The organism is Methylomonas sp. LL1, from assembly GCF_015711015.1.
GTDB lineage: Bacteria > Pseudomonadota > Gammaproteobacteria > Methylococcales > Methylomonadaceae > Methylomonas.
In genome coordinates, this window is the sequence record NZ_CP064653.1 from 3,192,054 (window position 1) to 3,212,504 (window position 20,451).

At 50.5% G+C, this 20,451-nt stretch carries 22 protein-coding genes; all 22 read right to left on the reverse strand.

Features of this window, described 5'->3' with window-relative positions; genetic code table 11:
- Window positions 1-18 precede the first annotated feature (18 nt).
- Window positions 19-492 (reverse strand): chemotaxis protein CheW, encoded by a 474-nt coding sequence (locus tag IVG45_RS14805; RefSeq protein WP_196434577.1) that lies wholly within the window; start codon window positions 490-492, stop codon window positions 19-21.
- Window positions 493-516: 24 nt separating this feature from the next.
- The gene (locus IVG45_RS14810) at window positions 517-1,227 is read right to left on the reverse strand and encodes a chemotaxis protein CheW (protein ID WP_196434578.1); all 711 of its coding nucleotides are present in this window, start codon (window positions 1,225-1,227) and stop codon (window positions 517-519) included.
- Window positions 1,224-2,027 (reverse strand): ParA family protein, encoded by an 804-nt coding sequence (locus IVG45_RS14815; protein WP_196434579.1) that lies wholly within the window; start codon window positions 2,025-2,027, stop codon window positions 1,224-1,226. Before IVG45_RS14815 ends, IVG45_RS14810 begins: the two co-directional genes overlap by 4 nt.
- Window positions 2,024-2,908 (reverse strand): flagellar motor protein MotD, encoded by an 885-nt coding sequence (gene motD, locus IVG45_RS14820; protein WP_196434580.1) that lies wholly within the window; start codon window positions 2,906-2,908, stop codon window positions 2,024-2,026. The genes IVG45_RS14815 and motD overlap by 4 nt, the downstream gene beginning before the upstream one ends.
- 15 nt (window positions 2,909-2,923) lie before the next feature.
- Window positions 2,924-3,640, reverse strand: coding sequence for a flagellar motor protein (locus IVG45_RS14825; protein ID WP_230874597.1), 717 nt, complete (start codon window positions 3,638-3,640; stop codon window positions 2,924-2,926).
- 176 nt (window positions 3,641-3,816) lie between these two features.
- Window positions 3,817-6,024: a chemotaxis protein CheA gene (locus IVG45_RS14830; protein WP_196434582.1), complete on the reverse strand. Its 2,208-nt coding sequence runs from the start codon at window positions 6,022-6,024 to the stop codon at window positions 3,817-3,819.
- A 10-nt stretch (window positions 6,025-6,034) separates the two neighbouring features.
- Window positions 6,035-6,760, reverse strand: coding sequence for a protein phosphatase CheZ (locus tag IVG45_RS14835; protein WP_196434583.1), 726 nt, complete (start codon window positions 6,758-6,760; stop codon window positions 6,035-6,037).
- Between the two features lie 16 nt (window positions 6,761-6,776).
- Complete coding sequence (locus tag IVG45_RS14840; RefSeq protein WP_196434584.1) at window positions 6,777-7,151, reverse strand: chemotaxis response regulator CheY; 375 nt, start codon at window positions 7,149-7,151, stop codon at window positions 6,777-6,779.
- Window positions 7,152-7,251: 100 nt separating this feature from the next.
- The gene (locus IVG45_RS14845) at window positions 7,252-7,998 is read right to left on the reverse strand and encodes an RNA polymerase sigma factor FliA (protein WP_230874598.1); all 747 of its coding nucleotides are present in this window, start codon (window positions 7,996-7,998) and stop codon (window positions 7,252-7,254) included.
- A complete protein-coding gene (locus IVG45_RS14850) occupies window positions 7,995-8,828 on the reverse strand; it encodes a MinD/ParA family protein (protein WP_196434585.1) in 834 nt (277 codons plus the stop codon). The genes IVG45_RS14845 and IVG45_RS14850 overlap by 4 nt, the downstream gene beginning before the upstream one ends.
- 31 nt (window positions 8,829-8,859) lie before the next feature.
- Window positions 8,860-10,257 carry a flagellar biosynthesis protein FlhF gene (gene flhF, locus IVG45_RS14855; RefSeq protein WP_196434586.1) on the reverse strand — a complete coding sequence of 466 codons (1,398 nt, stop codon included), beginning with the start codon at window positions 10,255-10,257 and terminating at the stop codon, window positions 8,860-8,862.
- A gap of 20 nt (window positions 10,258-10,277) precedes the next feature.
- Complete coding sequence (gene flhA / locus IVG45_RS14860; protein ID WP_196434587.1) at window positions 10,278-12,383, reverse strand: flagellar biosynthesis protein FlhA; 2,106 nt, start codon at window positions 12,381-12,383, stop codon at window positions 10,278-10,280.
- A gap of 18 nt (window positions 12,384-12,401) precedes the next feature.
- Window positions 12,402-13,526, reverse strand: a complete 1,125-nt coding sequence (gene flhB, locus IVG45_RS14865) for a flagellar biosynthesis protein FlhB (protein ID WP_196434588.1) — start codon at window positions 13,524-13,526, stop codon at window positions 12,402-12,404.
- Window positions 13,526-14,230, reverse strand: a complete 705-nt coding sequence (gene fliR / locus IVG45_RS14870; RefSeq protein ID WP_330165362.1) for a flagellar biosynthetic protein FliR — start codon at window positions 14,228-14,230, stop codon at window positions 13,526-13,528. The genes flhB and fliR overlap by 1 nt, the downstream gene beginning before the upstream one ends.
- Before the next feature lie 68 nt (window positions 14,231-14,298).
- Window positions 14,299-14,568 (reverse strand): flagellar biosynthesis protein FliQ, encoded by a 270-nt coding sequence (gene fliQ / locus IVG45_RS14875; RefSeq protein WP_196434590.1) that lies wholly within the window; start codon window positions 14,566-14,568, stop codon window positions 14,299-14,301.
- A 15-nt stretch (window positions 14,569-14,583) separates the two neighbouring features.
- A complete protein-coding gene (gene fliP / locus IVG45_RS14880) occupies window positions 14,584-15,339 on the reverse strand; it encodes a flagellar type III secretion system pore protein FliP (RefSeq protein ID WP_196434591.1) in 756 nt (251 codons plus the stop codon).
- Entirely contained in the window at window positions 15,332-15,772 is a 441-nt protein-coding gene (fliO, locus tag IVG45_RS14885) for a flagellar biosynthetic protein FliO (protein ID WP_196434592.1), read from the reverse strand. The genes fliP and fliO overlap by 8 nt, the downstream gene beginning before the upstream one ends.
- Window positions 15,772-16,212 (reverse strand): flagellar motor switch protein FliN, encoded by a 441-nt coding sequence (gene fliN, locus IVG45_RS14890; RefSeq protein WP_196434593.1) that lies wholly within the window; start codon window positions 16,210-16,212, stop codon window positions 15,772-15,774. Before fliN ends, fliO begins: the two co-directional genes overlap by 1 nt.
- A 21-nt stretch (window positions 16,213-16,233) precedes the next feature.
- Window positions 16,234-17,211 (reverse strand): flagellar motor switch protein FliM, encoded by a 978-nt coding sequence (gene fliM / locus IVG45_RS14895; RefSeq protein ID WP_196434594.1) that lies wholly within the window; start codon window positions 17,209-17,211, stop codon window positions 16,234-16,236.
- Window positions 17,212-17,730: a flagellar basal body-associated FliL family protein gene (locus IVG45_RS14900; RefSeq protein ID WP_196434595.1), complete on the reverse strand. Its 519-nt coding sequence runs from the start codon at window positions 17,728-17,730 to the stop codon at window positions 17,212-17,214.
- A gap of 274 nt (window positions 17,731-18,004) precedes the next feature.
- Window positions 18,005-19,084: a class II fructose-bisphosphate aldolase gene (fbaA, locus tag IVG45_RS14905; protein ID WP_196434596.1), complete on the reverse strand. Its 1,080-nt coding sequence runs from the start codon at window positions 19,082-19,084 to the stop codon at window positions 18,005-18,007.
- A gap of 101 nt (window positions 19,085-19,185) precedes the next feature.
- The gene (locus IVG45_RS14910; RefSeq protein ID WP_196434597.1) at window positions 19,186-20,172 is read right to left on the reverse strand and encodes a transaldolase; all 987 of its coding nucleotides are present in this window, start codon (window positions 20,170-20,172) and stop codon (window positions 19,186-19,188) included.
- Window positions 20,173-20,451: the final 279 nt, after the last annotated feature.

Genomic DNA, 20,451 nt, shown 5'->3' on the forward strand with positions numbered 1-20,451 from the left:
CCAAAATTACAAGCCAAATTAGAACATGTCCAACTCGGCTTTTTCGTCCTCGCTGAGGAATTTATTTAAATCGACCAAAATCAGCAACTTGTTATCACGACTGGTCACGCCCTGGATGTATTTGGAACTTTCCTCGTTACCGACATTCGGCGCGGTTTCGATTTCCGATGCCCGCATTTCCACCACTTCAGCAACACTGTCGACCAAAATACCGATAATATGCCGGTCGGTTTCGATAATCACCACCCGCGAGGCATCATCGGTTTCCTTTGAAGGCAAGCCGAAACGATTACGGGTGTCGATTACCGTCACCACGTTGCCGCGCAAATTGATAATGCCCAGCACATAGGACGGCGCGCCAGGAACCGGTGCGATTTCAGTGACCCGCAGTACCTCCTGTACCTGCATCACATTGATACCGTACTTTTCTTCACCCAGACAAAAAGTCACCCACTGCATGATGGGGTCGCTTTGTTTTCTATCTTCGCTCATGTTTTTCATCCAAAAGGGTTAGATTTATGTTCTTCGATGCGGCACCAACTCTTGCAAGTCGATTATAGCGGTCAATTCCTCAATCACGGTGCCGATCAGCCAGGGTCTTTTTTGCCGGCTAGTACGCCATCTGACCTTCTCTGGCTTTAGCTTACCTATCGACAAGATTTCGTCGCAAGCCAGACCCCAACGTTTATCCCGCGTAATCAGAAGGTTTGTAAATGGCTTGCTTTCCAAGTCCCGCTGACTGCCGCGACTTTTGCCAAAAATCAATTGCCCGGTGTCCAATACTCCGATGCGGCTGTCATGTTCATCCAACAATCCCATGAACCAAGACGGCTGGCCAGGTATTTTGCCGGGTTTACGCCCAATTTTGATGGTTCTGGACAATTCGACCAGAGGTGTGGCCAAAATCAAATGCTCAACTTTAAAAAACAAGGCTTGAAATTCGTGCTGAGCCCAATCGGGCATCACGGAAAGTGGATGTAGTTTAGCCGGATTTTCGAACGCTACAAGCTGGTTTTGCAAGGGTTCGATCAGGGGCTTGGCGCTAATGACCGGCTTGGGTGATTGTGTCACCGACTTCGGCGGATGTTTTGCCTCCGAGGCCAAGCCAAGCGGCGCCTGATCGTCTATCGGGGTAACCTCCGGAATTTCATCCAATAAGGTTCTCAGGTAGGCATCCAGGGCCAGTTGCTGATGAACGATACGCTGCGGGGGTTTTGCCTGATTCATGTCCGGTTCGCCAAGGGTTTGTCGCCGGCTTTATCAAGCAATAACAGTTCCAATAATTCCGAATAAGCTTCGACGGCCTTGGCGCTTTTATCAAACAGCGGTAAAGGCACGCCAACCCGACTGGCATCTCGCACCTTGGTATCGACCGGAATAACCGAATCCCAGACATTCGCCGGATACTGTTGATGCAGGGCCACCAAACTTTCTCGCGCCGCCTTGGTTCGTTTGTCGTACATGGTGGGTACGATGGTAAATTTGGGCGGTGTTTTGCGCGAATGGAATACCATGTTGATGGTATGCACCATTCTATCCAGCCCTTTTAGAGCTAAAAACTCGGCCAATACCGGAATGATCAAATGATCACACGCCGCCAAGGCATTGATCATCAACACCCCCAACATCGGAGGGCTGTCGATGATAGCGTAGTCATATTGGTCTTTTAATTTAGCCAGTGCGCTGGCAACCACCAAGCCCATGCCGCCCATTTGCGCCACCTGGCGGTCCAAGGTCGCGATAGCGGTCGACGCCGGCATCACTGCCAGCCCATCAAATTCGGTCTTAGCCAAATACAGTTCGGGGTCGACGTTTTTCCTTTTCTCGCCGGTATCGCGAAACAGGTTATAAACGCCGAACTCGACTTCGTCGGGATTCATTTTGAAATAACTGGTCAACGAACCATGCGGATCCAGATCAACTAACAGAGTTCTAAAGCCCCAGGAAGACAACAGCCCTCCCAGCGTCACCACCGAGGTGGTTTTACCCACTCCGCCTTTTTGGTTGGATACAGACCATATTTTCATAATTGAGCCGGGGCATCCGGCGCCTTTTCAACCGGTTCCGGTTGTTGAGTTTCGGTTTGCGGCGCCAATTTTAACGCTTTGGCGCGCTCGATATCGGTCATGCCATAGCGCGCAAATGCTTGCGACATCAGCACCAACACCACGCGCCGATTTTTGAATCGGCCCGCTTCGTCCTTGTTATCGGCAATCGGATGAAACTCGCCAAAGCCGACGGCCGATAATCGGGTCGGTGGAATGTTATTTTTGACCAATTCCTTGACCACGCTGGTGGCGCGAGCCGAAGACAAATCCCAGTTGGATGGATAAATTCCGGTCGAAATCGGCACATCATCGGTATAGCCTTCGACGTTAATCACATTCGGCACGTCGCGTACCACCTCGGCTACTTTTTCCAGAACCGGAATCGCCTTGCCCGACAGTTCGGCCTTGCCGCTGGCAAATAACAATTCGCTATTCATTTCCAGTTCCACCCAAAAGTCGTGTTTTTTGATGCCGACCAACTGGCTTTCGACAAAAGGCTGCAGCGCGCGTTGGAACTCATCGGACACTTCATTCAAGCGGCGTTTTTCTTCCATGATTTCCTCGCTCAACTGATGCTCTTCCTGGGTTACCGTAATCAGATTGGGCAATTCAATCGGCTGGATGCGCGTCGGAATGGTTCCCACCTGAATCGGCTCGACCTCCCTTAACACTTTTTCACTGTGAAACAAGGCTTTATCCAGAGACTCGGAAAATGTCTCGTACTTACCCTTGTTCACCGAAGATATCGAATACATCACCACAAAAAACGCAAACAACAAGGTGATGAAATCGGCGAAAGACACCATCCATCGATCCTGATGCTCAGCTTCCTCGATAACTCTTTTTCTGCGCCTGGCCATGGTCAATGCCGGAATCTATTTTTCCAGCAGAAAGCCGGACAATTTCAATTCGATATTGCGCGGATTTTCACCCTCCGCAATCGAGGAAATACCTTCAACTATCATTTCCCGAGCCTGCGTGGCCTGAAAAATGTGCGCTTTTAATTTATTGGCGATCGGAATGAATAGCAGATTGGCCAAACCGACACCGTAAATGGTTGCGACAAAGGCCGTGGCAATGCCGCTACCCAGTAATTCGGGTTTGGCCAGGTTTTGCATCACATGAATCAGACCGATCACCGCACCGATAATGCCTATCGTCGGCGAATAGCCACCCATCGCATCGAATACTTTAGCCGCCTGTAAATCCAGGTGTTCCTTGGTAGACAGTTCCACCTCCATGCAGTCGCGAATCACTTCGGGCTCGTTACCATCCACCAAAAGTTGCAAACCTTTCTTGGCAAAGCTGTCTTTTTCACCGTCGATAACGGTTTCAAGCCCCAGCAAGCCTTCTTTTCTGGCCATCGTACTCCAGCGCACAATTTTATCGATCTGCTTGTTCAGCATCAGCTTTTCCGGCTTAACAATCCAGACCACGATTCGTAAGCCGCGCAAAAAGACCTTGGGTGGAAATTGCAACAAGGTTGCGCCCAGAGTACCGCCCACCACAATCACAAAGGCATGCAAATTCATCAAAGAGCCTAATTCGCCACCCGCCATCAGGTTACCGCCGATGATGGCGGAAAACCCCATAAGAACTCCGATGATGCTTAAAATATCCATCAACTCAACTTGTTAAATGCGTTGGCAAATTCACCCAAGCTTTGGTAGTTTGACAGCGACAATCGCAATATCAATTATGCTTGGCTCTTTTTCGCGCCGCTGCCGGCCCGGCCTAAGGCAATTTCCCGCGAAACATATAGCCGGCATTAGCAGGCATATTTTTTCATCAATCCCGGCACATCCAGAATCAGCGCAATCTTGCCGTCACCGGTAATGGTTGCTCCGGACAATCCCTCCAGACCATGCAGCTTGGCGCCTAAAGCCTTGATGACCACTTCCTCCTGGCCGACCAGCTGGTCGACCACGAAACCGACTTGCCTACCGCCGGCGTTAACCACGACCACATGACTACTGGAGGACTTTTTATTGACGTTGTAATAAGGATCATTGACCAGCCATTCGCTTAAATAAAACAAAGGCAAGGCTTTGTTTCTGACCATCACGACCAGTTGGTTATCGACTTTGTTGGTTTTATTCAGATCAAGATCAAGAATTTCAAGCACATTGGCCAAGGGTAAGGCAAATGCCTGCCCGCCCAGTTTAACCATCAGCGTCGGCATGATGGCCAAGGTCAATGGTACTTTAATGATGATATTACTGCCCCGTCCCTCCACCGAATCGATTTCGACCACGCCGTTCATTTGGGCAATACGGGTTTTCACTACATCCATGCCGACCCCCCGGCCGGACACATCGGAAATCTCGGTCTTGGTGGAGAAACCCGGCATGAAAATCAGATTGTAGCATTCCTTATCATCCAGTCTGGCCGCGGTTTCTTCATCCATCAGACCCTTTTCGACCACCTTGGCCCGCAACAGATCAGGGTTCATGCCCTTGCCATCGTCCTGGATGGAAAGCTGGATATGGTCGCCTTCCTGAGAAGCCTTCAGTATCACCACTCCTTCGCGTGGCTTACCTTTTGCCTCGCGCTCGTCGGGCATCTCGACACCGTGATCGACCGCGTTTCTGACCAAATGCACCAATGGATCGGCCAGCGCCTCCACCAGATTTTTGTCCAGATCGGTATCTTCGCCGATCAATTCCAGCCGGATTTCCTTTTTCAAATTGCGGGCTAAATCGCGCACCACCCTTGGAAAACGGCCAAATACTTTTTTGATCGGCTGCATCCGGGTTTTCATCACCGCCAACTGCAAATCAGCCGTTACCACATCCAGATTGGAAATGGCCTTGGATAATTGCTCGCCGGCTTCGGAATTCGCTTTCAGGGTTTGGAATCGGTTTCGCACCAGCACCAGCTCGCCGACCATATTCATAATGTCGTCGAGTATCTGAGTATCGACACGTACTGTAGTATCGACTTGCGGCGCGGCGGCCTTGGCTTTATCAGCGGAAGTATCCGGGACGCTGGCTTTATTGACGGCTCTTTCCGGCTCGCTCGGTGCTAGGGCCTCCAACGCAGGCTTTTCGACCGGCTCGGGTTTAGCTTTGGGCTTTATCGGCTCCGGCTTGGCGGGAGCAGGAGGCTCAATCGGCGCATGTTCCATGGCTTTTTGGGCAATACTGGCGTCGAATTTACCTTTGCCATGCAATTGATCCAGCAGTTGATCGAACTCTTCCTCGGTGATGTCGCCCGAATCGGCCGAAGGCTGTGCCGGAGAAGCAGGCGCTTTGAACTTGCCCTTGCCGTGCAGTTCATCCAACAGGTTTTCGAACTCATCCTCGGAAATCTCGTCGTCCTCCACCACGACGTCGTCAAGCGGTTTTTTGGCCGTGGGGGAGCCGCCTTTTCCATGCAGGGCATCCAGCAGATCTTCAAACTCCCGCTCGGTAATTTCATCGGTTTCCGAACCGGGTTCGGAACGGGCCAGCAATTCGTCCGCATCCAGCATCGCATCGAATTCCTGAGCCACCAGATCTTGCGGGGAAGGGCTTTGGCTGAAATGTTCCTCGACTTCAGGCTCAACCGTCGCGGGCGCCATTTCTATCTGAGCTGGCCCCGCACTGTCGGCGCTGGCAAAGGCTTTTACCCTGGCCAGCAAATCCGCGGGCGCCGCCGCCGGTAAATTTCCGGCGCGCACTGTGGCAAACATCTCGTTGACAATATCCAACACCTGCAGGATAACATCCATTAACTCGGGAGTAACCCGGCGATCCCCCTGTCTCAGGACATTGAATACATCCTCGGCGCTATGACAAATTTCGACCAAAGCATGAATGGCTAAAAACCCGGCACCACCCTTGACGGTGTGAAAACCACGAAAGATCGCGTTAAGCAAGTCGAAATCATTGGGCGATTGTTCAAGCTCAACCAGTTGCTCACCTAGCAGCTCAATAATTTCTCCGGCTTCAACCAAAAAATCCTGCAGAATTTCGTCGTCCTGATCGATCGTCATCTGTTGTTCCTCAGAAGCCTAGACTGGACAACAAATCATCGACATCCACCTGACTGGTAGCCACATCTCCATCCCTGTCGTCCACGCCCGGCACCACGGGTCCCGGCAGCTCATGCGGGGCCTGCCCCCCTGCCCTGCCCGTGCCGGTTTTTTGCCCGGAAATACTGATCAACTTGACCATGCTGATTTCCAGTTCCTGTACCAATTCGATCACTCGACGAATAATTTGCCCGGTAATATCTTGAAAACCCTGCGCCATCAGTATGTCGTTCAAGCCGGCTTGAACCTGCTCCAACCCACCCTTCGATTCCTTGAAATGCCGCGAAATCTCGACACTCATGGCCTTAAATTCCTCCAGCGGCATTTCCCGATCCAGAAAGCGCAACCATTTGCCGGCTAATTGCTCGACTTGGTCGTTCAATGTTTGCGAAATAGGCAGCAGGTTTTCGACCGCCGTCAAGGTTTGATCGGCCGCTTGCTCGGTCATCGTAATCACGTATTGCAAGCGCTCCTTGGCATCGGGAATATCGTGCTCGGTCATCGCCGCGATTTTGGCATCGACGCTAAAACTGACCATGGTGTCGTGCAGTTGCCGGGTCAAGCGGCCAATTTCCTTGAATAACTGAGTCTCGCGTAAGCCCGCCAACTCATCCAATAAGGCATCGGCGACCACCTCGTCCCCTTTCTCCAGCGCGGCAACCAAGTCTTTGGCCAAGCTCAGAAGATCTTCATTCATCTTTCAATCCCCTAATTTAGCCTTCAATACGTTCAAAGATTTTTTCGATTTTTTCTTTCAGGGTCGCTGCGGTAAAGGGCTTGATCACATAACCGTTCACGCCGGCCTGTGCCGCCAAAATAATCTGCTCCCGTTTAGCCTCGGCCGTCACCATCAATACCGGCATGTTGGCCAAATTTGGATTGGCCCTGACGGCTTTCAGCAAGTCTATCCCGGTCATGCCCGGCATATTCCAGTCTGTAATCAAAAAATCGATACCGCCTTTTTGCAATATAGGCAATGCAGTCTTGCCGTCATCGGCCTCGACGGTATTGGTAAAACCCAGGTCTTTTAACAGGTTTTTTACTATTCTCCGCATTGTCGAAAAATCGTCGACAATCAGAATCTTCATGTTTTTATCCAAGGATAATCTCCACCCAGATTACTTTATCATTTAGGAACGAGCCCTCATTCGCCGCCAAAACCGGATAAAAATCAGTAGTCACGGCAAATCAACCTCTTGCGCCATTATCTTTCCGATCCAACCAATCCGCAAGCCTGGCCCGGAGCCGCAACATGGCCTGACTGCAAATCTGGCTGACTCGGGACTCGCTGACATCCAGTACCCGGCCTATCTCGCGCAAATTCAATTCGTCATCGTAATAGAGCGACACCACCAAGCGCTCCCTTTCCGGCAATTCGGCGATGGCCTTGGCCAAGGCTTGGTGAAAATTCTGCTGTATCAGTTGTTCTTCGGGTTGATAATTGGTATGGACATCATCAATGATGCTGTCTTCTCCCTGAATCAACTCCTCGACACTAAAGGTTTTACAAGACACGGTGTCCTGTAGGATCTGGCGGTATTCCTCCAGCCCTATTCCCATTTTACTCGCCACTTCGCTATCCTTGGCATCGCGGCCGACTTGATTTTCCACTTCACGTATCGCTTCGGCGACCATCCGGGCTTTTTTATGCACCGAACGCGGCGTCCAGTCGGCTCGGCGTAATTCATCCAACATGGCGCCACGAATGCGGATGCCCGCATAAGTCTCGAAACTGGCACCCTGGCCGGCATCATAATGCTTGATGGCTTCCAATAATCCCAGCATACCGGATTGAATCAGATCATCGATCTGAACGGTATCGGGCAAGCGCCCCATCAGATGGTAGGCAATGCGTTTGACTAACGGTGCATGCTGAATCACCAACTTATCGGTGTTTTCGGCCTGCACCGCGGCATACATTGCCGCTTTATTCATGCAACATCCTCGCGGGTGCTGTATTGAATCATGCGTTCGACGAAAAATTCCAAATAACCGCCGGCCTTGAGTTTGATCGGCCAATGATCTATTTTGCGCGCCAGATTTCGAATCGCCAGCGCGGACTTGCTCTGCGGAAAAGCTTCGACCACCGGAGTTTGTTTCTGCACGGATTTTTTCAAGTAGTCATCCTGGGGAACCGCGCCGACAAACTGTAAAGTCACATCAAGATAACGATCGGTCACCTTGCTTAATTTATTGAACAGGGCCTGACCGTGTTCGGCGGATTGCACCATATTGGTAATAATATGAAAACTGTTCAACCCGTAATCCCGATTCAGCAATTTGATGTAGGCATAAGCGTCGGCCAGTGATGTCGGCTCATCGCACACCACGACAATGATTTCCTGGCAGGCGCGGGCAAAATTTACCACGCTCGCCGAAATACCGGCCGCGGTATCCACGATAAGCACATCCAACTCCTTGTCGATTTCACTAAATGCCCGAATTACCCCGGCCTGCTCGGCATTGCTTAAATCCGACATACGTTGGATACCGGAAGATGCCGGAATAATTTTCACCCCGGCCGGTCCGGTCATCATGATTTGCTTCAAGGTTTTTTCGCCGCTCAGGACATGCGACAAATTAAATTCCGGAAACATGCCCAACAAAATGTCGACATTGGCCAAGCCCATATCGGCATCCAGTATCGCCACGCGCCGACCGACCTTGGCCAATGACACGCCGATATTGACCGATAAATTAGTCTTGCCGACCCCACCTTTGCCGCTGGTCACGGCTATCACTCGCACGGGTTTCATGTTTCTCATCTGTCTTATTCCAGTTGCCTGGTCGAATGATTTATGCATGGCTTTCGGCCATCCAATTGTCATAATTCATAGTATCAGCGTACTGGTCTTCATCTTCCAACTGCATGCACTGCTGAATTAATGAATCCGCCTCGGGCGCGTAAATATCCTCGGGTACTTGTTGACCGTCGGTAATGAATGATAATGGCATACGCCGCTCAATCAATGCCGACAAGGCCGACGCTTTTGTGACCGCCTCATCAAACTTAGTTAGTATAGTGGCTTGTGGCTCAAGAATCTGGAATGCATCCATAATTTCCAGCGCGGCCTTGTATTGCGTGGTTGCCGACATCACCAAATAGGATTGGATCGGCAGGTCGCCATGCTGCAAGGTTTTCAGTTGCTCGGCAAGCCGCAAGTCGCGTTGACTCATGCCGGCGGTGTCGATCAGGATCAAGCGCTTGTCGGAAAAACTATGAATATGCTGATGTAATTCTTCGGCATCGCCAGCCACCCGTACCGGCACATCCAGAATTTTACCGTAAGTGTTGATTTGCTCGTGAGCACCGATCCGGTAATTATCGGTGGTAATCAAGGCAATCTCCCTTGAACCGTGTTTCAGGATAAATTGCGCCGCCAATTTGGCGATAGTCGTGGTTTTACCCACGCCGGTTGAACCGACCAAGGCCGCAATACCGCCCTGTTCCAACAGGCGGTCGTCGGCGATCGGCATCACTTTGCTCAGCATTTCCCGCGACTTAGCCAAGGCCGTTGCAAGTTGTTTATGGCTACCGAGACGATTGACGATTTTGCCGGTAAGCGTTTTGGAGAAACCACAATCGACTAGGTGTTCCTGCAGCTCATGCCGGACCGGTTGTTCGTTTGACTGGGGCAACAGAGCGATACTGGACAACTTGGTATCCAGCAACGTCCGCATGTCCTGCATTTCCTTGCGCATTTCGTCGATGAATTTATCCGTGGTGGGTGACTGTACCGGTTTGGGAGCCTCGGTTACCGGATTACGCTTGACCTCGGCGGCGGCCCAGGCCGGCTTTTCCGCCACCTTTAATTTCTCGGAAATTTTTTGAGCGTTGACGCTGGCCAACTGCACTTTTTCCGCATAACCGATGTACTGGTCCAGATTCCGACGCACGGGGTTTTCAGCTTCATTGCCTTTTTTGCGGGCGCTACTAAGTAAATGCGCCGGTTTATTGTCGCCGGCAAACTCGGGCAAATCGTATTTTTTCAGACGTTTTGCCACCACTTCCTCTTCATGCTGCTGCTTCAGGTTTTTATGAATCACCTGCTCGTCGAAATCGCGTGCCGCCACGATCTCGACGCCACCATCAACGGAGCGATTGGACATAATCACCGCATCGGCGCCCAGTTCCTCTTTAACCATGCGCATGGCTTGGCGAATATCTGCTGCAAAAAAGCGTTTAATTTTCATCGCTTGTCCTCGTTAAACATTTAAGCACGCTGTCCGACCGTCGAAATCACCCGGATTTGCCTATCCTGAGGAATTTCGTTATATGCCAGCACATGCAAACCGGGTATCGAATGACGAACGAAGCGTGCCAGCCAGGGCCGGATGAAGGAGGAAACCAGCAATACCGCTGCTTGCCCTTCCATTTCCATCCGTTGCGCACTTTCTTCCAGAGATTGGTGCATTTGTTCCGCTAAACCAGGCTCCAATCCCGCACCACCGTCGCTCGCCGTCTGCAAGGATTTATGCAATATCTGTTCCAGGCTTGGATCCAACGTAATCACGGGAATCTCCATCCGTACCCCATTGATTTCATGGATAATTGAGCGCCCCAGCGAGGCCCTGACCGCCGAGGTCAAGATGTCCGGATCTTGACTCTTAGTCCCGTACTCCGCCAAAGTTTCGGCGATAGTGCGAATATCGCGAATCGACACCCGCTCCAACAATAGGTTTTGCAGCACTTTGACTACCACGCCCAACGGCAAGGTCTTCGGCACCAAATCCTCCACCAACTTAGGCGCAACCTTGGCTAAATTATCCATCAGTTGCTGAGCTTCCTCATAACCGAATAAATCATGCGCATTACTTTGCAAAATATGACTAAGATGAGTCGCCACCACGGTACCAGGATCGACCACGGTATATCCCAGGGTTTGAGCTTGGTCTTTCTGCGATAACTCGATCCACACCGCATCCAGTCCAAAGGCGGGATCCTTACAGGCTACGCCCTGCACGGTGCCGAACACCCGCCCAGGATTGATCGCCATTTCCTTGTCGGGCATGATTTCGGCTTCACCCACCGAAACCCCCATCAACGAAATACGATAGGCTGTCGGCGATAAATCCAGGTTATCCCGAATATGCACCGAAGGAATCAGGAAACCCAAATCTTGCGACAGTTTCTTCCGCACGCCCTTGATCCGGGTCATCAACTGCCCACCCTGATTCCTATCCACCAACGGAATCAAGCGATAACCTACTTCAAGGCCGATCGTATCCACCGGCATCACATCATCCCAGCCCAATTCCTTGATCTCGGCCTTGGCCAACTGCTGTTGCGGGGTGACGATGCGTTCCATTTCCAGGGCTTTTTCTTCCTCCAGCTTACGCCGGCGATCGATTAGATAAGCCGCCCCCACCAACGCCAGCGACAACAGGATAAACACCATATTCGGCATGCCGGGAATGATACCCAGCAAGCCCATCACCGCCGCAGTCACCAGTAAGGTTCTAGGATCCTCGAATAATTGGGCCGAGACTTGCTGACCTAAATCCTGCTTACTGCCTCTGACTCGGGTCACGACCATCGCCGAAGCCACCGACAATAACAAGGCCGGAATTTGCGCCACCAGACCGTCACCGATCGTCAACAGTACATAGACATTGGCCGCGTCGGCAAAACTCATTCCATGCTGCCCCACACCTATCGCCAAGCCACCGATCACGTTGACGAATAGAATGATGATGCCGGCCACGGCGTCGCCACGCACGAATTTGCTGGCACCGTCCATCGAACCGTAAAAATCAGCTTCGGCCGCTACTTCCTCGCGCCTTGCCCGGGCCTGGTCCTGATTGATCAAGCCTGAATTCAAATCGGCATCGATCGCCATCTGCTTGCCCGGCATCGCGTCCAAGGTAAAACGGGCACTCACCTCGGCCACCCGGCCGGCACCCTTGGTGACCACCACAAAGTTGATCACCACCAAAATGGCGAACACAACGATACCCACGGCAAAATTGCCGCCGATCACAAACGATCCGAAAGCCTCGATCACCTTACCCGCGGCATCGCCTCCCTCATGCCCCATCATCAACACCACCCGGGTAGAGGCGACATTCAGCGCCAAGCGAAATAGGGTCGCTACCAGGATCACGGTCGGAAACGAGGCGAATTCCAGTGGCTTCAGGGTATAAATCACCACCAGCAGGATGATCAACGAAAAAGCGATATTGAAGGTAAAAAACAAATCCAGCAGGAATGCCGGCAATGGCAGTACCAAAAGAGCCAGCAGCATGATGATGGCAAGCGGAGCCCCCAGTCCCATGCCTGTCAGTGATTTCAATGCGTTTATGATTTTTGCAAAATCCATGTTAGGCTCGTTTCGCTTTTATTGCCTGAATTCGTCGGGAACGTCTACATCACTCGGCGGCACTGGCTTTACCCAGCCTTGTTGGGACGCCGCCCTGAGCTGAAAAACGTAGGCCAGCACTTGCGCCACCGCCAGAAACAACCCCCGCGGAATCTCTTGATTCAGTTCCGTCGAATAATACAGAGCCCTGGCCAGAGAGGGTGCCGCCACCAGCACCACTTTATTGGCCAACGCCAGATTACGGATCTGGGCCGCCACCAAATCCGTACCCTTGGCCACCAGCACCGGGGCGCCGCCGCCATTTTGGTCATATTTTAATGCCACCGCAAAGTGTGTGGGATTGGTCACGATCACATCCGCGCTGGGCACAGCCTCCATCATCCGCCTTTGCGCGGCCTGCATCTGCATTTGCCGGATTTTGCCCTTGACTTCCGGACTACCCTCCGACTCCTTGGCTTCGTCGCGGATCTCCTGCTTGGTCATCTTCAACTGGCGCTGGTGATTCCATAACTGGTACGGCACATCGATCAACACCAACAATATAAAGGTCGCACTCAATACCAGCACGGACATCACAATGATTTCGCCAACCCGAAAGATACCGGCCTCGAGCGTTAACCTGCTCAAACTCATGAAATCATCGAAATAGACTTTGAACAGGTTCCAGGCCACGAAGCCGATCAATATCACCTTGATAACGGCCTTGACCAACTCCATCACGCCTTGAATGCCGAAAATCTTTTTGATGCCTTGCAGCGGATTAAGTTTGGAGAATTTGGGTTCGAAGGCTTCTTCCGAAAAATTCCAGCCTCCCATCAGCAACGGCGTCAATAAATCGGCGATCATCAGAATAATCATCAACGGCAACACGACCGAATAACCTTCAACCATAGCCATTTTGAAATGCATGACCGGCGTGATGGGGTCAAAGATGGTATCCCGCGACAACTGAAACTGATGTTTCATCATCTTCAGCAAGCCCTGTACCATGTACTGTCCCGTATAAAAAAACAGCGCGGCGCTGACAATCAACGTCACAAAGGTATTGAGTTCCTTGGAACGCGGTACCTGACCTTTCCTGCGCGAGTCAGCTAACCGCTTACCAGTGGGCTCTTCGGTTTTGTCGTCGGCATCTTCCGCCATCAGCTCATCCTCAACATTTCACTGATCAGGACAAAACCCGCGTGCAACCAATCGCTAAAGCCTTCCAGCATGGTAGCCAGCCCGACCCAAATCAGCGCCATTCCTAATAAAATAGTGATCGGAAATCCGACGCCAAACAGTTGCAATTGCGGCGCCGCTTTTGAAGCTACGCCGAAACTGATGTTGACAAACAACAAGGTCGCCATGATAGGCAGGGACAGCAACACGCCACCGGCAAATATCTGACTACTCCAAGCTATCATGCGCCACAGGTCGGACTTGTCCAAACTGTCGGCAGCCACCGGCAAAGTGCTAAAACTCTGTGCCAACATCTCGATCAGCAACAAATGCCCGTCAACGGCCAAAAACAACAAGCTGGATCCGATCACAAAAAGCTGCGCAATCACCGGGGTTTGCACGCCGGTTGCAGGATCGACCAGCGAGGCAAACCCCAATCCCATGCCGTAGGCAATCGTCTGACCGGCAAATAGCATGATCGAAAATACCATTTGCAGAATAAAGCCGGTCGAAATCCCCAACATGACTTGCTGTATGGTCACCATCAACCCCTCGGGACTGAATAAAGCAACCGCCGGCATCGGCGGCAAGGTGGGCACCACTGCAAACGTAATCAATAGACTCAGCATCATTTTCAATCTGGCCGGCACACTATTGACGCTAAAAACCGGAATTGAAATGAACATTGAGCTTATCCGCATGAATGGCCAAACAAATGAGGCGAGATAGGCTATGAGTTCGTCTTCTCGAAAGTTCATCCTATCAAGGTAGGAATTTCACGCATCAAATCGTGGAAATAATCGATCAACATTTGTAGCATGCCGGGACCGGCAATCATTAATACCACAATAATCGTTGCCAGCTTGGGTATGAAGGACAGAGTCTGTTCCTGTATCGAGGTGGCGGCCTGAAACATCGACACCAGCAAACCTACCGCCAACGAAGACAACAAAATCGGCCCCATCAGTTTCAAAGACACCAATACCGTTTCCTGCGCTATATTCGATATGGTTTCCGGAGTCATTTCGGCATCGTTAGCTTAGACATAAAAACTGGCGGCCAGCATTTCCAACACTAGCGACCACCCGTCCGCCAGTACAAACAGCATGATTTTGAAGGGCAGTGACACGATCATCGGCGACAACATCATCATGCCCATCGACATCAACACGCTGGCCACCACCAAGTCGATCACCAAAAACGGCAAAAAAATCAGAAACCCTATTTGAAAGGCGGTTTTGAGCTCACTGGTTACATAGGCCGGTAACAACAGCGAAAAAGGCACGTCCTCGGGTTTATCGATATTTTCCTTGCCGGAAATCCGGATAAACATATCGATATCCGCCTCGCGGGTCTGCTTCAACATGAATTGCTTGAGCGGTTCCGATGCATTGTCTATGGCCGTGGTCACATCGATCTTTTCCTCCAAATAGGGCTGCACCGCCGTTTCGTTGATCTTTTCCAGAACCGGCATCATGATGAATATGGTCAGAAACAAGGACAATCCCAACAATACCTGATTACTCGGCGCCTGCTGCGCGCCTAAAGCCTGTCTCAACAAACTCAGCACGATCATGATTCGGGTAAACGAAGTCATGGTTAACAACAATGCCGGCAATAGCGTCAGCATGGTCATGAGGGCCAAAATTTGAATCGTCACCGTATAGCTTTCCCCGCCCTTGGGGTTGCTGGTAACGGTAATGGCTTCTATGCCCGGCACGGCGGCCCAGGCCCCCTCCGGTAACAACAGGTTCAAAACGACAAGCCCGAATAAAACCAGCGTGGAATTAAACATCGGCCTTGCCCTGCAAGACTTGTTGCAACTTTTTCGCAAACAAACCGCTATCGTTATCGCCCGGTTGCTCTTGAAACAAGCGTGATTCACCTTCTAGTTCCAGCAATTTATCCACTCGCCCAGGCGTTACCCCCAGCAACAGCTGTTTCTCGCCGACTCTGACCAACACCAGCTTCTCCCGCATGCCTAACGACAAACCGGAGATTACCGCTAATTGACTCTTTCCGGCAAAAGACAAGCCGCCGGTTTTGCGTAACAACCAAATTAACAGCCCAAAAATTGCCAGCACCAAACCCAAGGCCAATACCCATTGCAAAACATCGGCATAGGAGACGATTTTTGCCGCCTGCCTTTGCGCGTCAACCTCTTCGGCATGCGCGGCAAAGGTATTCAGTAACCCCAGGCCAAAAACAATCGAACATTTTTTGTTCATCAGCCCAGCTTTCTAACCCGTTCCGACGGACTGATAATATCGGTCAAACGAATGCCGAACTTGTCGTTTACCACGACCACTTCGCCATGCGCCACCAAGGTTCCGTTCACCAACACATCCATCGGCTCCCCGGCAAATCGATCCAATTCCACCACCGAACCCTGATTGAGCTGTAGCAAATTCCGAATATTGATTTTTGTCCGACCGATTTCCAAGGAGACAGTGACCGGCACATCCAGAATCACATCCAACTTGACTTCATCGGAATTCGTATAGTTTTTCTGTTTCAGATCTTCCAGATTAGGGAACTCGGCCGCCGCATAACCGCCCGCCGGATTGGCGCCCGCTTGCTGCTCCTTCATCGCCTCACCCCAATCGGCCCCGGCCTGCTCGTTCAGGGCATCCGCCCAGTCATTACCTATTTCGTCGTTCTCGCTCATATTTTTGGCCCGTCTAATCCGTCACATATTGTCCAGCGATACCTTTTCCACTATTTCGATTGCATAATTGCCATCGGATAGCCCCAGCTTGCCCTTAAAAACCGGCACATTTTCGACTTCCAGCAATACGGTTTCCGGCATATCGATAGGAATCACATCGCCCTTCTTCAGCTCGATTACTTCACTGATAGACATTTCCTTCTCTATCAATTTGCTGTTTAACATAACCTCGCTACGCATGATTTCCGCCCTCAGCGACTCTTGCCAGCGGCCATCGACTTCCCCTCGATCGCTGGTCACCGCATCCAACAACTCCCGGATGGGTTCTATCATGGTATAAGGCATGGCAATGTTGATATCGCCACCACCGCCCTCCAACTCAACGTGGATAGTCGAAATCACCACGATTTCGGAAGGACTCACAATATTGGCAAACTGGGGATTAACCTCGGAATTGATATATTCAAATTCCACATCCATCACCGGCTTCCAGGCCTCGGACAAGTCCTTGAAAATCATATCGAGAATCAAGCGGATGATCCGCATTTCCGTCGGAGTAAACTCGCGGCCTTCCACCTTGTTATAAAACTGGCCGCCCCCGCCAAAAAAGTTATCTACCGCGGTAAACACCAAGCGTGGCTCCATCACGATTAACGCCCTTCCTCGCAACGGCGACATCCGAATCACATTCAAATTGGTCGGGACGAACAAACCCTGAATAAACTCGGAAAATTTTTGGACCTGAATTCCGGATACCGAAATCTCCGCGGCCCGCCTCAGAAAATTGAATAACGCAATCCGGAAATAGCGGGCAAAGCGCTCGTTGACCATTTCCAGCGTCGGCATACGGCCACGGACAATGCGTTCCTGGCTGTTGAAATCATATAATCTGGCGCTCTTGACCTCTTCATCATCATGAACGGTTTCAACATCGCCATCATCAACACCATGCAGCAGGGCATCGATTTCATCCTGGGAAAGTAGGTCCGCAGTTGACATTTATTGCAGTACAAATTCAGTAAAGTAAACATCTTTAGCTGTGTTTTTCCCAGCCATTTTCTCCATCACCTTGCCTATCTCGTTCAGCATCATCGCCTGCAACTCCTGTTTACCTTCCAATGTTTTGGCCTTGTCGGCACCAATCGAACTGATTGCCATCAATAAATTATTTCGAATCATCGGTTCGTGCTTTTTAAGAACACCCACGCTTGCATCGCTCTCAACCAATACGGACAAAGATACTTTGATGATCTTAGCGCTGGATCCGGGCGGAAAATTGACCAGTAGAGGGGCTGCCAAATCGTAATAAACCTCCGGAATGATTTCAGCCGGCTTAGCAGCTTCATTCTTGCCCCCCTCGCCATCCGTTACTTGGCCATGCGCCGTTTCGGACGACTGCTTCATAAAAAAGAAATAGCCCGCGCCCCCTCCGGCCAACAATAGTAGCAGCGCAGCCAACACTATGATTATGATCAATTTAGTAGATATTTTTTTTTCGCTCGGTTTCGTTTCAGCCATGCCTTACCTTTACAATTTTTATGCACGAAATAAGCCATGATGTAAACCCATCAATGCTCCGTGTTATTAATCCACTCATCGTTATTGATAATACAAGAAAAAACATTGTATTAGAAGAACAGCCCGAATGCCGGCGAAATCCAGATACTCCGGAAAAGCGGCGATAATTTGCAGAATATGTTTTGACGTGATTGCACCAGTCAAAGTTTTGACTGGTGCAACAAAGAGCGAGGACAGTCAAGAAATGTAGATTCTTTACCGTCTCCTTATTGATTTACAACGAATTTACCGCATTTAACTCTTGGAATGCTTGCTCTAAACGAGTCACCATACCAACCTGACCCGCACGTTGCCAAACGCGTGGATCGTAGTATTTTTTGTTTGGTTTGTCGGCGCCTTCAGGGTTGCCGATTTGACCTTGCAGATAACCTTCATTTTTCTTGTAAAACTCCATCACACCCGCCCAACTTGCCCATTGGGTATCGGTGTCGATGTTCATTTTAACCACGCCATAACTGATGGATTCCTTGATTTCTTCTGGAGAAGACCCGGAACCGCCGTGGAATACGAAGTTCAATGTGTTATGCGGCAAACCGAATTTTTCGGAAACATATTTTTGTGAATTTGCCAGAATGGTCGGAGTCAATTTAACGTTACCTGGCGAATAAACGCCGTGAACGTTGCCAAACGACGCCGCGATGGTGAATCGGTGGCTGATTTTGCTCAATTGCTCGTAAGCGTAAGCCACGTCTTCCGGCTGGGTGTACAACGCCGAGTGATCCATGCCGCTATTGTCAACGCCGTCTTCTTCACCTCCAGTGCAGCCCAACTCGATTTCCAGGGTCATGCCCATTTTCGACATGCGCTCCAGATATTTGCCGCAAATTTCGATATTTTCTTCCAGGCTTTCTTCGGACAAATCCAGCATGTGCGAGCTGAATAAGGGTTTACCGGTCGCCGCAAAATGTTTCTCGCCCGCATCCAATAATCCGTCAATCCATGGCAGCAGTTTTTTCGCCGCGTGATCGGTATGCAAGATGACTGGCACGCCATAATGCTCGGCCATCAGATGCACGTGTTGAGCACCGGAAATGGCGCCGACGATAGAACAACCTTGGCCTTCCAGTTTCAAACCTTTACCGGCAACGAACGCCGCGCCGCCATTTGAAAACTGAATCACAACCGCCGATTTTACTTTCGCGGCTGCTTCCAAAACCGAGTTAATGGTATCGGTGCTGATCACGTTGACCGCTGGCAACGCAAAATGGTTTTCCTTGCAGATTGCAAAGATTTTTTGTACATCTTCGCCGGTTACGACACCGGGTTTAACAACATCTAAAATTTTTTGTGACATGCAATGAGTCCCGCTGAGGAATCGGATTGCCGATAAAAACAATCCGAACTAAATCGAAATTGGAGCGTGCGCGGAGACTAAAGACTCCGCGCACAGTCTTTTTATGCTTCCAGGCTAGCCAAACGATCCGACAACAATTTTTCCAAGGTTTCCAACGCTTTGGCGAAACCGTCGATACCTTCCGCCAATTTATCCTTGGCCATGCGGTTCTCTTCGTGCATACGTTCGAAAGTCGCTTTGTCGACAGAAATTTTCTCGATGGAGGAAGTTGCTGCTTTTGCTGGGTCCAATTTACGTGGCAGATCGCCTTCAACGGATTGCAGTTCGGCCAACAGAGATGGAGCGATGGTCAATAAATCGCAACCGGCCAGTTCGGTGATTTCGCCAATGTTTCTGAAGCTGGCGCCCATAACTTCGGTTTTGTAACCGAATTTTTTGTAATAGTTGTACACATCGGTAACCGACAATACACCCGGATCTTCTGCTGGTGCATATGAATCGCGACCGGTGTCTTTTTTGTACCAATCCAGAATACGGCCCACGAATGGCGAAATCAGGGTAATGCCGTTTTCCGCGCAAGCGATCGCTTGGTGCATGCCGAACAGCAAAGTCAGATTACAATGAATGCCTTCTTTTTCTAAAACAGCGGCGGCTTGAATACCTTCCCAGGTCGCGGCAATTTTAATCAGCACGCGATCTTTAGAGATACCGGCGGCTTCGTATTGCGCAATCAGGTCACGACCTTTTGCAATGGAGCCTTCGACATCGAAAGACAAACGCGCGTCGACTTCGGTTGAAACTCGACCTTCGATGATTTCCAAAATTTTCAGACCAAAAGAAACCGCCAAACGGTCGAAAGCCAAGGAAACAACTTCGGCCGCTGATGCATCCGCGCCCAGAGTCGCTCTTGCACCTTTCAAGGTATCGTCAACAATTCCTTGATATTGCGGCATTTGAGCAGCGGCGGTAATCAGGGAAGGGTTGGTGGTTGCATCTCTCGGCTTAAATGTCTCAATCGCCTGAATGTCGCCTGTATCCGCGACAACGACTGTCATTTCGCGGAGTTGTTCAAGTAAATTTCTTGCCATGAAAATATCCTCGTTATGTAAATTAAATTTAAATCTGTATTCGACATTTCCGCCTAGACTTCGGTCGAGACGGAATGTTTCCGTAAGAAGTGACTGAAAACAATTTTTTCGATTGTTTTAGGTATTTGACTTTAAGAGCAAAATCGCCACTCCTTGCAACCTTAGCCTACACAGGGCAGTCAACTAAGGCGCAACTTGTGGCGATCTGGTCTAGCAATATCGTTTGTATACTAAATGTACAGTGCCCCAAACTTGAATCGAATTTTCAGTAAGCGCCAC

Coding starts and splice junctions, on each gene's coding strand:
- IVG45_RS14815 (WP_196434579.1), bottom strand. CDS start 2,027: ATGAAAATATGGTCTGTATCCAACCAAAAAGGCGGAGTGGGTAAAACC.
- IVG45_RS14810 (WP_196434578.1), bottom strand. CDS start 1,227: ATGAATCAGGCAAAACCCCCGCAGCGTATCGTTCATCAGCAACTGGCC.
- fliP (WP_196434591.1), bottom strand. CDS start 15,339: ATGTTTAATTCCACGCTGGTTTTATTCGGGCTTGTCGTTTTGAACCTG.
- flhB (WP_196434588.1), bottom strand. CDS start 13,526: ATGGCGGAAGATGCCGACGACAAAACCGAAGAGCCCACTGGTAAGCGG.
- flhF (WP_196434586.1), bottom strand. CDS start 10,257: ATGAAAATTAAACGCTTTTTTGCAGCAGATATTCGCCAAGCCATGCGC.
- fbaA (WP_196434596.1), bottom strand. CDS start 19,084: ATGTCACAAAAAATTTTAGATGTTGTTAAACCCGGTGTCGTAACCGGC.
- IVG45_RS14805 (WP_196434577.1), bottom strand. CDS start 492: ATGAGCGAAGATAGAAAACAAAGCGACCCCATCATGCAGTGGGTGACT.
- flhA (WP_196434587.1), bottom strand. CDS start 12,383: ATGGATTTTGCAAAAATCATAAACGCATTGAAATCACTGACAGGCATG.
- fliQ (WP_196434590.1), bottom strand. CDS start 14,568: ATGACTCCGGAAACCATATCGAATATAGCGCAGGAAACGGTATTGGTG.
- fliO (WP_196434592.1), bottom strand. CDS start 15,772: ATGAACAAAAAATGTTCGATTGTTTTTGGCCTGGGGTTACTGAATACC.
- IVG45_RS14835 (WP_196434583.1), bottom strand. CDS start 6,760: ATGAATGAAGATCTTCTGAGCTTGGCCAAAGACTTGGTTGCCGCGCTG.
- IVG45_RS14900 (WP_196434595.1), bottom strand. CDS start 17,730: ATGGCTGAAACGAAACCGAGCGAAAAAAAAATATCTACTAAATTGATC.
- IVG45_RS14845 (WP_230874598.1), bottom strand. CDS start 7,998: ATGAATAAAGCGGCAATGTATGCCGCGGTGCAGGCCGAAAACACCGAT.
- IVG45_RS14825 (WP_230874597.1), bottom strand. CDS start 3,640: ATGGGGTTTTCCGCCATCATCGGCGGTAACCTGATGGCGGGTGGCGAA.
- IVG45_RS14910 (WP_196434597.1), bottom strand. CDS start 20,172: ATGGCAAGAAATTTACTTGAACAACTCCGCGAAATGACAGTCGTTGTC.
- fliM (WP_196434594.1), bottom strand. CDS start 17,211: ATGTCAACTGCGGACCTACTTTCCCAGGATGAAATCGATGCCCTGCTG.
- fliN (WP_196434593.1), bottom strand. CDS start 16,212: ATGAGCGAGAACGACGAAATAGGTAATGACTGGGCGGATGCCCTGAAC.
- fliR (WP_330165362.1), bottom strand. CDS start 14,230: ATGTTCATTTCAATTCCGGTTTTTAGCGTCAATAGTGTGCCGGCCAGA.
- IVG45_RS14850 (WP_196434585.1), bottom strand. CDS start 8,828: ATGAGAAACATGAAACCCGTGCGAGTGATAGCCGTGACCAGCGGCAAA.
- IVG45_RS14840 (WP_196434584.1), bottom strand. CDS start 7,151: ATGAAGATTCTGATTGTCGACGATTTTTCGACAATGCGGAGAATAGTA.
- motD (WP_196434580.1), bottom strand. CDS start 2,908: ATGGCCAGGCGCAGAAAAAGAGTTATCGAGGAAGCTGAGCATCAGGAT.
- IVG45_RS14830 (WP_196434582.1), bottom strand. CDS start 6,024: ATGACGATCGATCAGGACGACGAAATTCTGCAGGATTTTTTGGTTGAA.